Origin of the sequence: Aquibacillus kalidii (assembly GCF_014280935.1) — a bacterium.
Classification (GTDB): domain Bacteria; phylum Bacillota; class Bacilli; order Bacillales; family Amphibacillaceae; genus Aquibacillus_D; species Aquibacillus_D kalidii.
In genome coordinates this window covers 1-13,157 of record NZ_JACLZI010000063.1, presented here as the reverse complement: position 1 = coordinate 13,157, position 13,157 = coordinate 1, and the positions used below count along the sequence as shown (strand labels likewise).

At 33.3% G+C, this 13,157-nt stretch carries 18 protein-coding genes and 3 pseudogenes; 17 read left to right on the top strand and 4 right to left on the bottom strand.

Annotation, left to right across the window (positions count from 1 at the left end; all coding sequences use genetic code 11):
- The 6 genes from H7K77_RS19720 to H7K77_RS19695 form a co-directional block, all read left to right on the top strand.
- Positions 1 to 825: RNase A-like domain-containing protein (locus H7K77_RS19720; protein ID WP_328701173.1), on the top strand; the 825-nt coding region annotated here is incomplete at its 5' end.
- A 19-nt stretch (positions 826 to 844) separates the two neighbouring features.
- Positions 845 to 1,147, top strand: coding sequence for a contact-dependent growth inhibition system immunity protein (locus H7K77_RS19715; protein WP_186580518.1), 303 nt, complete (start codon positions 845 to 847; stop codon positions 1,145 to 1,147).
- Between the two features lie 289 nt (positions 1,148 to 1,436).
- Positions 1,437 to 1,619, top strand: a complete 183-nt coding sequence (locus H7K77_RS19710) for a hypothetical protein (RefSeq protein ID WP_186580516.1) — start codon at positions 1,437 to 1,439, stop codon at positions 1,617 to 1,619.
- A gap of 8 nt (positions 1,620 to 1,627) precedes the next feature.
- Positions 1,628 to 2,218 carry a hypothetical protein gene (locus tag H7K77_RS19705; RefSeq protein WP_235989023.1) on the top strand — a complete coding sequence of 197 codons (591 nt, stop codon included), beginning with the start codon at positions 1,628 to 1,630 and terminating at the stop codon, positions 2,216 to 2,218.
- Between the two features lie 17 nt (positions 2,219 to 2,235).
- The gene (locus H7K77_RS19700) at positions 2,236 to 2,610 is read left to right on the top strand and encodes an immunity 22 family protein (RefSeq protein ID WP_186580514.1); all 375 of its coding nucleotides are present in this window, start codon (positions 2,236 to 2,238) and stop codon (positions 2,608 to 2,610) included.
- A gap of 36 nt (positions 2,611 to 2,646) precedes the next feature.
- A complete protein-coding gene (locus H7K77_RS19695) occupies positions 2,647 to 3,102 on the top strand; it encodes a DUF4274 domain-containing protein (protein WP_186580524.1) in 456 nt (151 codons plus the stop codon).
- Between the two features lie 321 nt (positions 3,103 to 3,423).
- Here the strand turns inward: H7K77_RS19695 and H7K77_RS19690 are convergent.
- A pseudogene (locus H7K77_RS19690) lies at positions 3,424 to 3,622 on the bottom strand (helix-turn-helix domain-containing protein).
- A 21-nt stretch (positions 3,623 to 3,643) separates the two neighbouring features.
- Between H7K77_RS19690 and H7K77_RS19685 the strand changes: the two are divergent.
- The 10 genes and pseudogenes from H7K77_RS19685 to H7K77_RS19640 form a co-directional block, all read left to right on the top strand.
- Complete coding sequence (locus H7K77_RS19685) at positions 3,644 to 3,793, top strand: HNH/ENDO VII family nuclease (RefSeq protein ID WP_235989022.1); 150 nt, start codon at positions 3,644 to 3,646, stop codon at positions 3,791 to 3,793.
- Positions 3,794 to 3,808: 15 nt separating this feature from the next.
- Positions 3,809 to 4,258 (top strand): SMI1/KNR4 family protein, encoded by a 450-nt coding sequence (locus H7K77_RS19680; protein WP_186580513.1) that lies wholly within the window; start codon positions 3,809 to 3,811, stop codon positions 4,256 to 4,258.
- A gap of 224 nt (positions 4,259 to 4,482) precedes the next feature.
- The gene (locus H7K77_RS21790) at positions 4,483 to 5,844 is read left to right on the top strand and encodes an HNH endonuclease (protein ID WP_328701172.1); all 1,362 of its coding nucleotides are present in this window, start codon (positions 4,483 to 4,485) and stop codon (positions 5,842 to 5,844) included.
- Positions 5,841 to 6,329, top strand: a complete 489-nt coding sequence (locus tag H7K77_RS19670) for an SMI1/KNR4 family protein (RefSeq protein WP_186580511.1) — start codon at positions 5,841 to 5,843, stop codon at positions 6,327 to 6,329. Before H7K77_RS21790 ends, H7K77_RS19670 begins: the two co-directional genes overlap by 4 nt.
- 363 nt (positions 6,330 to 6,692) lie before the next feature.
- Positions 6,693 to 7,172, top strand: coding sequence for an immunity protein YezG family protein (locus tag H7K77_RS19665; RefSeq protein WP_186580509.1), 480 nt, complete (start codon positions 6,693 to 6,695; stop codon positions 7,170 to 7,172).
- A 122-nt stretch (positions 7,173 to 7,294) separates the two neighbouring features.
- Complete coding sequence (locus H7K77_RS19660) at positions 7,295 to 7,768, top strand: SMI1/KNR4 family protein (RefSeq protein WP_186580507.1); 474 nt, start codon at positions 7,295 to 7,297, stop codon at positions 7,766 to 7,768.
- Positions 7,769 to 8,013: 245 nt separating this feature from the next.
- Positions 8,014 to 8,403, top strand: coding sequence for an HNH endonuclease (locus H7K77_RS21785; RefSeq protein WP_235989021.1), 390 nt, complete (start codon positions 8,014 to 8,016; stop codon positions 8,401 to 8,403).
- Between the two features lie 21 nt (positions 8,404 to 8,424).
- Positions 8,425 to 8,961, top strand: a complete 537-nt coding sequence (locus H7K77_RS19650; protein ID WP_186580505.1) for an SMI1/KNR4 family protein — start codon at positions 8,425 to 8,427, stop codon at positions 8,959 to 8,961.
- 357 nt (positions 8,962 to 9,318) lie between these two features.
- Positions 9,319 to 9,654 (top strand): annotated as a pseudogene (locus tag H7K77_RS19645) (recombinase family protein); the annotation flags it as partial.
- 5 nt (positions 9,655 to 9,659) lie between these two features.
- Positions 9,660 to 9,841 (top strand): annotated as a pseudogene (locus tag H7K77_RS19640) (transposase); the annotation flags it as partial.
- 429 nt (positions 9,842 to 10,270) lie between these two features.
- On the opposite strand, the gene H7K77_RS19635 reads toward H7K77_RS19640, so the two are convergent.
- From H7K77_RS19635 to H7K77_RS19625, 3 genes are all read right to left on the bottom strand, one after another.
- Positions 10,271 to 10,546, bottom strand: coding sequence for a hypothetical protein (locus H7K77_RS19635; RefSeq protein ID WP_186580503.1), 276 nt, complete (start codon positions 10,544 to 10,546; stop codon positions 10,271 to 10,273).
- Between the two features lie 987 nt (positions 10,547 to 11,533).
- Positions 11,534 to 11,764, bottom strand: coding sequence for a hypothetical protein (locus tag H7K77_RS19630; RefSeq protein WP_186580501.1), 231 nt, complete (start codon positions 11,762 to 11,764; stop codon positions 11,534 to 11,536).
- Positions 11,765 to 12,146: 382 nt separating this feature from the next.
- Positions 12,147 to 12,716, bottom strand: a complete 570-nt coding sequence (locus H7K77_RS19625) for an LOG family protein (protein WP_186579711.1) — start codon at positions 12,714 to 12,716, stop codon at positions 12,147 to 12,149.
- A gap of 100 nt (positions 12,717 to 12,816) precedes the next feature.
- On the opposite strand from H7K77_RS19625, the gene H7K77_RS19620 reads away from it, so the two are divergent.
- Positions 12,817 to 13,140 carry a MazG nucleotide pyrophosphohydrolase domain-containing protein gene (locus H7K77_RS19620; RefSeq protein ID WP_186579713.1) on the top strand — a complete coding sequence of 108 codons (324 nt, stop codon included), beginning with the start codon at positions 12,817 to 12,819 and terminating at the stop codon, positions 13,138 to 13,140.
- Positions 13,141 to 13,157: the final 17 nt, after the last annotated feature.

Below are 13,157 nucleotides of genomic sequence, written 5' to 3'. Positions count from 1 at the left end.
TTTGTTGAAGCGGATGGGTTGAAAAGGTCTGAGATGTTAGGGGAAGTCGCTATAGGACTTATAGGTGCGAAGGGATTGGATAAGCTAGCGAAGGCTGGTAAGTTGGGCAAGTTTGCTGACAAAGGTACTGCAGCTGGGAAGACTATTTCTAAAACTACTTATAATCTAATGCCAACTAGACTTCGGAATATAATAAGTCAGTCCTATGGGAAAATGATCAAAGGACCGATGGTGGCGACATCACAGAATTTTAATAATCTGATTAATAATATGAAGAATCTTACCGGTTCTAATAGTTTAGCTTTTAGTGGAATTGGATTTGGTGCGCGACCATTTGATAGAATAGATAGTAGGGTTGAAATTAGTAAGATTGATGTGAAGGATAGTGGTGGGGGAACTGGTAAGGGTCCGGATAATGTTAAGCAAGGCGATAAAAGTTCTATAGCCCCGGGTGGTGGATTAGCTGCTCATGAGTTACAAGGTGGGCATTTGCTTGAAAGACATGTTGGAAAAACTGATGCTGAATTATTAGAAAGAATAAGAAATAATCCTAGAATAAATGGCTCTTCTACTTTTACAGAAAGGGCTACTGCTGAGAGAGTTGCTAGTGAGGTATTAAATGATTTAGATAACAAGAAAGCAATTGAATCTTGGCTAAATAATCCTCAAAGTAAATCAAACTTAGTCTTGACTTATGAAGGAACGGATACCATTGGACGTGGTGTAAAAAGGGGTTCTACAACTGTTGAAAATAAGACAAATGCTAGAATTGTCTTAAAAAAAGATGGAAAGGGGAATTATATTCTAACTGGTTATCCAAATTAATACTGAAGGGTGAGATGTTATGTTGTCTTCTAACAAAATAGAAGAACCTGTTTTTCAGTTCTTGGCTGGAACTTTTCATCAGGATATAAATTCTCCAGAAGAGGCATTAGAAGAATTATTGACTGACGAAAGTAAAGAGTATTTGGAATCTGCTGTTGCTTTTTTAACGGATTTTATTCAAAGTGAGTATTCAGATACTGAAAAGAACGATTACATTCAATCTTGTGCAGATGGTGTGTACTTTCCTGCTGTTGGTTTGGAACCACTTCAGTGGCTCTATGAGATAATAGAACAAATAAAAGAAGCTATAAAAACAAAATAGAATTATTAGGAGAAAAACAACCTTGATTGGCTGAATGCCTTTTAAGGTTGTTTTTTAATCGGACTACCTAGTGCCGAATTGTTAGAATGTAGTTATGCCTCAGTATGCCCCATATGATTTAAGTGAATTCTTTAGTACGTACAATACTTATAAAACGTATAACCTATTTAATGTATTCTATCTCTTAAAAGTAATCATAAAACCATCAGTTACCACCATCTATATTCTCAAATACTATACCTAGGAGAAATCGAGATGTTAGGGGAAGTCGCTTATAGGTGCGAAGGGATTGGATAAGCTAGCGAAGGCTGGTAAGTTGGGAAAGTTTGCTGACAAAGGTACTGCTGTTGGGAAGTCTGTCACGAAAACTACGTATAACTTAATGCCTGTGAAAGTCCGTAATATAATAAGTCAGTCCTATGGGAAAATGATCAAAGGACCGATGCGACATCTCAGAATTTTAACAATCTGATTAATAATATGAAGAATCTTACGGGTTCTAATAGTTTAGCTTATAGTGGAATTGGATTTGGTGCGCGACAGTTTGATAGAATAGATAGTAGAGTTGAGATTAGTAAGATTGATGTGAAGGATAGTGGTGGGGGAGCTGGTAAGGGTATAGGTAATAAAGATATACCCAAAGTAACTGTCGATGATATACCAACTGCAAAGAGTGAAAACTTTAATAAATTTTTCAATTCCCTTACAAGTAGTGAACTAGACGAACTTTGGAAAGATAAAAAGATTAGAAAGAAAATTGAACGTCAGCTTAGAGAACCTGGAGGTTTACATGAGTGGCACTTAGTTTCAAGGGCGACTCAATTTAAGTATTGGAATATTGGTGCTGAAGAGATTAAGGATTTAAGAACAGCTATATCCGATGTCAAATTTGTCAATCCAAACGGTGTACATGGAGGGTTAGGCTCAATTAAAGCACATAATAAATTGTTAGCAATAATAGATACTTCTAGCGACTATAATACATTTGTTAGACGACTTAATAATTGGGCTGATTATAGATTAGAGGGTGGAGTTTCGTCTTTACCACAAGGTCTAAGATTAAAAGATTAAAGTAGGAGGCTACTATAGTGGAAAAACAAGGATGGGTTTCAATTTGGTTAGGGAATATTAACGATGAGGACTCAATAGGAGAGTACGCTGATTTAACGTATGATGAGGATGGCGAGTCTGTCCCTTCCCAATTCTTTATCGATTTTAATATTGATATGGATGAAACAGATGAGGATACTATAGAAAAAGCGGTCTATAAGAATAGTAGTAGTGATATTTCAGCATTATTAGATGGGTGTTCGTATGAAGAAATTGTTATCCCAAAAATCCAGAAAAGTATAAACTTAAATAAATCATATAATGCAGTAATTTTAATATATAATTTTGAATATAAAAATGAAATTAGTTCAACAGATGCTTTTGATTTTATTGCTGCTACAAATTATGAGTAAGATTAATTTTAAAGGTATGGAGAATTGATATAGTTGATGGTTAACTCAGAAATTACTTATCTTGTGGGGTTGCTTTATAATACAGATAAAAATATTTTAATCAGCCAGTTAAAAAAAGTGGATAATCCACTAATACTCCATTACTTTGCTGCAAGTTATAATTGGAATAGTGGGTTTGATGTACCAACAGTCATCTTAGATAATGAGGCTTGTGATTTAGGGACAGGTTTACTAATGTTCCATTATGCAGATGGTTATCGTTTATTAGAGAGTTCAGATGAAATTTCAAGTTCTTCATTAGAGGAATGGAAAGTTTTTTTGAGAAAGATTTTTAATAAACTATTGAGCTTAAACTTTAAATCACAAGACATTTCCTTTGACCCTGAATTAACAAAAATTCAGAAGTATAAGTTAAAAAAGAATAACCCAGACCTTCCTGATGTTTTAATTAGTAAGACTCCAGGCAAAGAGATTGATATACCTAAGATATGATGTGATTTTTTAGAAACCTTGATTGGCAAAATGCATTTCAAGGTTTTTTTTGTGGGGGCTACCTAGTGCCGAATAAACGACTTATTATTTTCAGAGTGAAGATAAGCCTCGTAATCTCTATATAATGTTTTAACAAATTATAAAGTACGTACAACACCTTTAAAACGTATAACCTATTTAATGTATTCTACCTCTTAAAAGTAATTACAAAATCATTAGTTATCACCATTTTTATTCTCTAATACGATACCTTTGTTTTCCTACTCTTATTAAAATTTTCGCAACTTTTACGTACATAGAACGATTACTATAGCAAGAGGACTACTCAACCTCGATTAACTCCTGAATGTCGTTGTCTAACACTTTGCATAGTTTCTAATGTTGATAGATATACCCTATCTACGTTGTCTGAACAAAGATGGCTTATTGTATTAGGGCGAAGCCCTGTCATTCGTGCCAATTCACGTTGTGAAAGATCACGTTTTTTAAGGATTTCCTTTAGCTTGATTGTAATAGGCATGGTACTTCCCTTCCTCCAAGTATGCATGATGAATATAATAAAATTTTGCATGGTTTGGTGGAGAATGGTGGGAGCTTTAGAAATGATCCTGTATTAAAAAAGCAATATGACAACTTCAGAAGTAAATATTGGAGATGGAGAGCTAAGCAAATAGATAAAAGTGAATTGTAAAAGGAGGAACCTTGATTGGATAAAGAGGAATTAATAAACTTTATTAATGAACATAAGGAATCAGATGACTTTACAGGTGGAGTAGATGAAAGTCAAATTAATTCAATCCAAAATGAGCTAGGGGTGGAATTACCAGAAAGTTATAAGTGGTTTTTAACTACCTATGGTTCTGGTGGGTTATTTGGAGTTGATATTTTAGGAGTGGCTAAGTCAAATAGAACTCCTGTTATTGTTAATACAAAGAGATATAGAGATTTAGGAATGGACAAGGATTTAGTAGTTATTGAAGATGCTGGAGAATATGCTTATTGTCTATATATCAGTGAAATGGAGAATAATGAGTGCCCGGTAATAGCGTGGAATAGACCAGGGGGACTTGATGACTACAATACAGCAAAGGATTTTTATGAGTTTTTATCACAAAGGTTGTTGGATGCAAAAGAAGCATGGGAAGAAGATTTTTAAGATAGATTGTCAATTCGTTAGTTTATTAACTACTCCCAGTGATATGGCAATTTTTTATAAACAAAATATCATTATAAAAACTCTTGATGGTTGTACCATCAAGAGTTTTTGATTTTCAGCAATCTCATTTATAATTTTTTTCCGTTTAACTATAATCCATGATGGTATAACCATCATGAGCTTTCGATTTTCAAGTAAATCATTTTCCTTTTGGCTATTTAACAGTGGGTGATTCACTTTACGTAATCAATTACTTTATCGTTACGAGCAATCCCAAAACCTTAGCGAAAATCATAAATGTCGTGGCGCAAGAAAAAGTGGAACAGTTAGCTAAATCAGCGGCAACCGATGTGGTAAAGTCTCCTTACTTTTGGAAGTATATGGGGCGAGTAGATCCTGATTTGAAGGAGTTGGGCGATAAGCTAGCTGATCAGGAATGGGACTCCCTGATTAATAGCTACTTCAAAGCAAATGCTTTCACCGAGAGCTTTGGAAAAGGTATGTTAAATGGAGCTATCGGTACATTTCAAGGTCTGTACAGTATGGCGACGAATCCGATACAAACGATAGAGTCATTTAAGAACATATCGATTGAAGGTATGGTAGATGCTGGGAAGGACTACTATCACACCTTTGTTGAAGCGGATGGGTTGAAAAGGTCTGAGATGTTAGGGGAAGTCGCTATAGGACTTATAGGTGCGAAGGGATTGGATAAGCTAGCGAAGGCCGGTAAGTTGGGCAAGCTTGCTGACAAAGGTACTGCAGCTGGGAAGACTATTTCTAAAACCACTTATAATCTAATGCCAACTAGACTTCGGAATATAATAAGTCAGTCCTATGGAAAAATGATCAAAGGACCGATGGTAGCGACATCTCAGAATTTTAACAATCTGATTAATAATATGAAGAATCTTACGGGTTCTAATAGTTTAGCTTTTAGTGGAATTGGATTTGGTGCGCGACAATTTGATAGAATAGATAGTAGAGTTGAGATTAGTAAGATTGATGTGAAGGATAGTGGTGGGGGAATTGGAAAGGGTACTGGTAATTCTGTTCATAAATCAGAAATTGACGACGTAATTAAAAATGACTACGATATAGATGGGAATATGGTTAATAGGTCAATTGTACCTAAAGGTTATGATAGTGTTGAAGAATTTAAAGCAGTAGTAGGGCACGTAGATGAATATTTAAATGCCTCACCTAAAAATAATATATTAAACAAAACATTAGCGGGAGGTACACACATGAAAGGTGTAGATTATGACATATTAGGCTTTCCAATTTTTAAAGGAGATGCTGTTAAATTTCAAACGACATTGGATAAAGAAATGTATATAGTGAAAGATTTAAAGCAATTTGAAGAGTGTACTAGAGCTTTACAAAAAGCTATCGAAGCTGGCGAGGTATCAAGAGACATATTTACTCCAAAGCAACTGGCTCAAATAAATGCAGGAAAAGAAAGAATACAAGGATTAACCTGGCATCATCATCAGGTACCAGGAAAGATGCAGTTGGTTGTATCAAAAGTACATGATGTAAATCATTTAGGTGGAAATAAATTGTGGGGAGATGGTATTAGGTGAGTAAAATTAAATGGGAGTTTGCAGACGAGCCTGTAAGTCGAGAGGTAGTGCAAACAGTCGGTGATAATTTAGGTGTTAAGTTTCCAAGTGATTATATAGAGTGTGTGGCTATAAATAATGGGGCGAATGCAGAACCAAGATTATTTGATGTGGAAAATCGAGAAAAAGTATTCGGTACGTTGCTATCATTTGATGAAAATAATGATGAGTTTTTAGTATCTGTTTATAATGATTATAAGTTAACTTTACCAAAAGAATTAGTTCCAATTGCTTTTGATCCCTCAGGGAATTTAATATGTTTTGATTATAAAGAGGATAAAAAAAAGCCTAAGGTAGTATTTTGGGAACATGAAAATGCTGGTGAAAAAGAAATGTTAATGCGAGAAGAAGGATTAACAGAAGAACAAGTAGAAGAATTAGCAAGAGAAAATGTATTTTATATCGCAGATACATTTAGTGACTTTTTAGATAAGTTACATGACTAAGAATTTAAGAAAATAAACATTAAAATCAAGAGCTCATGAAGGTTGTACCATCATATAGAAACAAATAGAGTAATAGTTGAAAATATAGGGAATTACATGTGATATTAATAATGGATAAATTTTAGAGTATGGAAGTAAGCACTTGATTGCCATTTTAGGCATCAAGTGTTTTTTATGAAGTATAGACAATATAAAAATATGCTAATGATTTTCATAACTCATGATGATTATACCATAATGGACATTGAACCCAGTTATTCTAATAATTCTATGCGACCGATTCTTTTATAGTTGAATATGAAATAGAAGGCGAATTCACTGTAATTCGAGAGATTGCGAATAAACCAGGAGATTGATACTATAATGAGTTTTGAAACAGAATTAACTAGGTTATATAATCAAATTGCTCAACAAATAAATGATATGATTCCAACTGAATGGGAAAGTTTCAGTTTTAATGGAGAGGTTAAGGATGAATCGGGAGGAGTTTTCTTCTTTTTTAAACCTACAGATGAAGAACAAAACATTTATTCTCACTATATCCCAAAATTATATAATGTAGATAAGAGAGCTTACAATAAAGAATTGCTTAGATTATTTGAAATGACAGTTGAACTCCAAAAAGTATTTATTAAAAACGGACAAGAATCATGGTTCTCAGTTACATTATTAGTCGATAATACAGGTAAATTGAATGTGCATTTTGATTATAACAATTGGCATGATAGTGATTTTGGTCCAACAGCCAGAATTCAATATTTTGAGTATAAGTACTTAAATAAAAATAAAGAACAGATAGAATTGGATTTGATAGAAAGAATGAAGAATTTTGAAGAAAAATAATCAAAAGCACTTGATTACCATTTGGGACATCAAGTGCTTTTGATGTTTGGAAAAAGTTCAAAGTAAAGGAAGTTCTCAATCCAATAAGATACTCTAGGATAATATATTGTGGAGGTATGGAAATGGAATTTAAGGATGGATCAATAATTTATCCCTTGCCGGATGATACTTTGCTTTCTGAAAAGGAAGGTAAGTGGAGAATAAATTTACCAGAAACATATAAAGAATTTATAAAAAAATATAATGGTGGAACTCCTATAAAGGATAGTTTTAAGTGTAATAGCCATATTTATGCGATTGATAGGTTTTTATGTATATTAAAAATAACTAGGGAAAGAGATGATGAGTATTACGATATAGGAGTAGTTAGAACACAACTAGACGAAAGAATTGTTTTTGATGAAAATTTAATAGGTACTGAACTGCTACCAATAGCTGTTTTATTTGCAGGTGACTTTGTTTGCTTAGACTATCGTAACAAGGTTGAAGAGCCTATTGTATGCGTTTGGAATCATGAAGAGTCTTCAGATTTAAATCCTATAACATATATTGTAAGTAATAGCTTTGAAGATTTTTTAAATATGTTAACAGAATAGAAACTTGTTGGTAGTATCTAATCCTTGATAGAATGCCCGTAAGTTAGTAACACTTATTTAATATACTTTAAGCACTTGATTGTCTGATAGGCAGCAGGTGCTTTTTGTTTTTTGTGAGAAATTTATGCTTGGTCTACATAAAAAATGCTAATGACTTACCAGTTCTAATAGTTTAGCTTTTAGTGGAATTGGATTTGGTACGCGTCAGTTTGATAGAATAGATAGTAGAGATTAGTAAGATTGATGTGAAGGATAGTGGTGGGGGAACTGGTAAGGGTATAGACAATGCTTTAGATGGGGTAAGAATAATAAATAAGAAATATGAAGGAGAAGTCTATAATCTAAGTGGTGATTTAGGCAAGAAGTATCCTGAAGGTGTCAAGTTTTCGAAAGAAGGCTTTCCTGACTTTAGTCCTTATTCAAAAGCAAAATTAGAAATAGAGGGATTAATCGGCGACTATTATTATGATTTTAAAAAAGCAAATGAGGTATTAGGCCTCAAAAATACTCCAGCAGGATATACATGGCATCATGTAGAAGATGGAAAAACAATGATGTTGGTTCCAAGTGATATTCATGGAGCAGTAAGGCACACTGGTGGTGCTTCGCTGATTAATAAAGGTCTAAGACCTTAGAAGAAATAGCGGAGGTGTTTTATGATTAATATAGTTTCAAATGAAGGATTTAATGAAAATGAATTAATTATATTTTCTAAAAAAATTGGTTATGAGTTACCAAAAGATTACGTTGAATTTTTGCGACACCATAATGGTGGCTATGTAAAAAATAGCATTAGTAGTTATTTTAAAAATGGAAAGCAAACGTTTATTTTGACATCTATGTTTGGATTAGGGTCAGACGATGATTTACTAAGCCAATTTGAAACATATAAAAGTAGAATACCTAATACTTGTATTCCAATTGGAAGAGATGTAGGTGGGAATTTGGTATGTTTAAATTTATCAGAAGATAGATATGGATATGTATACTTTTGGAATCATGAAGAAGAACTTAACTACGAAGAAGGAAAAATAACTATTAATGATTTGTATTTTATTACAGAAACATTTAATGAATTTTTAAATTCTATTGAGAGAGATGACCTAAAGGAATCAGAAGAAGGATATAAAGTGAAAAAAGTATGGATTGATCCAGATTTTTTAAAAGAGATAGAAAATAACTCGGATAAATAATTGGGGAAAAAGTGAGTGATGTTACTTGTGAAATTCATAACTCATGAAGGTTGTACCTTCATGGAGTATCTTTTGATACTTGGAGAACTGAACAAGAACGAAAAAGGGGCGAGATGACAATTTACCTGGCAGGGGTAGTTATGATATGGAATGGCTAACAATCTAACGAGAGCGTACACGCTCGTGTGATAAAGAATGGATAACGAGAAGGGCCATTCCTTTACAACTTTTGACTAATAATTTTTCGGTTGTATTTTTACTAGAGAGGGTCGTATAATACTCGCTATTCGTTAAAAAGCGTTACGAAAATTAAAATTTATGTAACGGAAGAGTGAAAAGTTAAACGTTGTTGGGTATATAAGAGTCTCAACTCAAGGGCAGGCAAGAGATGGATATAGCTTGAAATATCAAGAAGATGAAATTAAAGCATATTGTAAGGAACAAGGCTTAACCTTGATACATATGTTTAGAGATGAAGGAATTAGTGGCGCAAAACTAAATGAAGAGGCATTAGAAATAGACAGGGTGGGCTTACAGGAAATGTTGGCTCACCTTTCGTCTGTCCAAATTGATTATTTAGTGGTGCTGAACACAAGCCGATTATGGCGGTTGGATATTGTAAAGGTCTTGATACAACGAGAGTTGAAGGAATATGGCTGTGACATTAAGAGCATTGAACAGCTATTTTACAGTAATTTGCACGATTTGAGGGGGTTGCGCCTGTTTACTTTGGGTCTGGTGGGAAAGGCAAGGAACAAAAAAAAGCAAACAGGGAAATCATGCGCTGAACGCTTTGTTTTATAACTTGGCAGTACAACAAGTGCAAGTAGCAAAAGGAAGTAAATTGCCTAGGAATTCAGTGTTTCATGCTTATTACCAATGAAAACTGAAAGAATGCTTTGCCAAACATCATGAAGCACAATAGGAGTTTCTAAGATTGTAGGGTGTATTTGGCATTTAATCTATGTATGAAATGGTATGTCTTTTGATTATGGATCTTATTAAAGTAAAGCGCCCGTTAGCTTAACATAATAAATATTTTTAGACTATATTGTTCTCTGTTCCATTTAGAAATTCTCTTATATTTTGTCGATGAAGAATGATTATTGAAGCGCTTATTTGTAACGCAAGAAGCTTTGGAGGAAATAATATACAACAATTTGAAGATAAAGTTATCATGGCACTTTCTCTACATAATAAAAGGATCGCCAATAATATATGACGGTCCTTTTAATGAACATTTGCGCCCGATGAATAAGATATTAAGTTCAATTTGATATGTAGTTTTTTATAATAAAAAAGATTTTTACTAACTTGCCTCGTTAGTCTTTTTAGAATTTATTACCAAGATTGTAAATAAAGAAAGCCCTAAAACCAAGGCAGGTAAAACAAAGTGATTAATGTATGGAATATTGACAACACCACTAATCAATAATCCAGCTCCAAGAAGTAAATAAAAGCCAATTGCAACTTTGGAGTTATTTTTAAACCCCATTGGTACAACTAACCAATAAAATTTGTTTTTATTTATCATTACTAAGAAACCACACATAATACTAAGAAAACCAAAAAATGACAGACTCATTTTTTTACCTCCATTCCATCATAATATACCATAAAAATCCAATTCCTTGTTAAATTATCCTGCACCGTTAGTTCAACAAGTCATATTCCAATTATTCATTAACATAATAATCATTCTGTCATTTCATACATAGATTAAATGCCATATACACTGTAGGGTTTGTTGTTTATTACTGTTTCTGTCAAACCCACTCCAATGATGACTAGATTCATTAGGGAAAACAAGTTATAATCAACTGAAAATTTTAACTTCCATTTCTCTGGTTGATTAAGAATTACAATTATTATCTTATTATTATCAATTTTCCTACTTTTTTTGTCTACATCCTACCTAGTTAACCTCATCATCTAAACCTATAAGCCTATTCAGCATTTAGATAAAACAGGAAGTATGTAATATACCAATACTTTAAGTAATTCACTACCATAGTAATAGAGATTTTGGAAGGCGGAGCGGAGAAGGGAATAGCACGTTATCTACATAAGGATGGTGTGTACTTCCCCGCTATTGGTTTTTTAGAATCACTTCAGTGGCCCCACGAAGTAATTGAACAAATAAAAGAACCTGTAAAAACAAAGTAGAATAAAGGATTCAGACCCTGTTGAAATAAAGAGGTTGATTTGTTCATTAGAGAAGGACAGTATAATTCTTTGCGTTGTTTGGTTTACTTTAGTAGGAAATAGGTTAGGTCCAACACTGGCATTTTTTGGTCCACTCCGGACAAGAAAGGAATCCAACTCTATCATAAGAGAGCCACTATCATATTTTATATTGGCTTCAGAATATTCTTGATGCAATCCATTTCATTCTCTCATTGAGAAGTTACCATTAATAGGTATATTATAGGTATCATGTACAATAGGATTAAAGTAATTATCGCAAGAATATATAAGTATGGAGTAAAATTTATGTAGAGATTAAAGTGACATCTATAGATAAAATACTGTGTGAATCTAATTAATTAGCAAATACTACTCTTCCTAATGATTACTTTCTTCTAAAAAATGAGATTAATAGTAAAACAATAAATCCTATAAATATCCACTTTGCTAAAAAACCTGTAATCAATATAATAAAAAATGCTAACAAAGCACCGCAAATCCAAAATCCCCAAAATACAGTTAGCCAACCGGCGCAACCTAATCTACTACTTAAGCCTGATTGTGTGTAAGCAAAATAGGCTATAATAAATCCAAAAAATATTGATGCGAGTTCCATTTTGTTTCCTCCTGAAGGTTTTATGACTAAATTAACCTATTTAGTTGTTTTGTCTAAATACTATTTTGCACCATAATTTTCTATATTTCTACATTTTTTTACTGCTTATAATTAATAATGGGATATATTATATAAAGAGGTCAAATCCTGTCGAATAACAAACGTGTGATTTTTCTATAAAGGGGGACGACATAGGTAGTGGAATATAGGGGTCACTCTATCTAAAGACAAAGCATTTTGCCATTCTTCGCCAACGGATTTTTACCATTAGAAAAGCTTTAGAAATATTTACTTTTAAAAGCCTAATCCTCCTATATAACAAGGGGAGTAAGCTTTTTAGGTTTCTGAAATTCACAAATGACCTGAGTGCTATCGCAACTGTTTATTTGTTGTAGGTTTTTATTGTTGGTGGTTCATATGTATTAAATTTATCAATTAAGTCTTTAGGATTTGAATTTAATAAAGCTAATGAGCGATATTTCTCCTGCAAAAATTGTTGCTCTACCATATGGTCAAGTAGGTCAACAAGAGGATTGTAGTATCCATTAATATTAAGAAGCCCAAAAGGTTTTTGGTGTAATCCAATTTGCGCCCATGTATATATTTCAAAAAACTCTTCTAAAGTTCCCGGACCGCCGGGTAATGCAATAAATCCATCCGCTAATTCTGCCATTTTCGCTTTTCTTTCGTGCATGGTATCTACGGTATATAATTCAGTTAAATTTTGATGAGATATTTCACGCTCTTCAAGAAGTCTTGGTATAACACCTATGACATTCCCACCTTCTTCTAAGACAGTATCAGCTACCGCCCCCATAGTTCCCACACTTGCACCACCATACACTAATGTAATATTACGCCTGACTAATTCTTTTCCTAATTGAATGGCACCTTCTTTATAAATATCAGACGCTCCATTACTTGAACCACAAAAAACCGCTATACATTCCAAATTAATAACCTCCGATAAACTATAAATATATTGATTTTCCTTCTCATTATATAGTTTTTTCTGATAGGCTAAAAGGGGACTATTAAAGGAGGGGGAAATCTTGAATGTTATTGAGTTTCAGGAATGGGTTAAAGCGTATTATGAACAACGAGGATGGTCTGAATTAGACATTTTTATTCGAATTGGTTTTTTAGCTGAGGAAACAGGGGAAGTTGCAAGAGCTATAAGAGAGCTTGAAATTGGTAGAGACAGACCAGATGAAAGTACGGGAACATTAGAACAACAAAAACAAGAATTAACAGAAGAACTTGGGGATGTTCTAGGAAACCTTATTGTGATTGCCAACAACTATGATATTTCTCTCGAAGATATTTTTCAGTCTCATCGTGACAAACTAGATAAGCGATATACACCATCAAATTAAATTTTTAGAGGTTGTTT

Bases quoted from the DNA above. Each gene is read 5' to 3' on its own strand.
- H7K77_RS19715 (WP_186580518.1), top strand. From the start codon at position 845: ATGTTGTCTTCTAACAAAATAGAAGAACCTGTTTTTCAGTTCTTGGCT.
- H7K77_RS19705 (WP_235989023.1), top strand. From the start codon at position 1,628: ATGAAGAATCTTACGGGTTCTAATAGTTTAGCTTATAGTGGAATTGGA.
- H7K77_RS19695 (WP_186580524.1), top strand. From the start codon at position 2,647: ATGGTTAACTCAGAAATTACTTATCTTGTGGGGTTGCTTTATAATACA.
- H7K77_RS19685 (WP_235989022.1), top strand. From the start codon at position 3,644: ATGCATGATGAATATAATAAAATTTTGCATGGTTTGGTGGAGAATGGT.
- H7K77_RS19665 (WP_186580509.1), top strand. From the start codon at position 6,693: ATGAGTTTTGAAACAGAATTAACTAGGTTATATAATCAAATTGCTCAA.
- H7K77_RS19660 (WP_186580507.1), top strand. From the start codon at position 7,295: ATGGAATTTAAGGATGGATCAATAATTTATCCCTTGCCGGATGATACT.
- H7K77_RS19650 (WP_186580505.1), top strand. From the start codon at position 8,425: ATGATTAATATAGTTTCAAATGAAGGATTTAATGAAAATGAATTAATT.
- H7K77_RS19635 (WP_186580503.1), bottom strand. From the start codon at position 10,546: ATGAGTCTGTCATTTTTTGGTTTTCTTAGTATTATGTGTGGTTTCTTA.
- H7K77_RS19630 (WP_186580501.1), bottom strand. From the start codon at position 11,764: ATGGAACTCGCATCAATATTTTTTGGATTTATTATAGCCTATTTTGCT.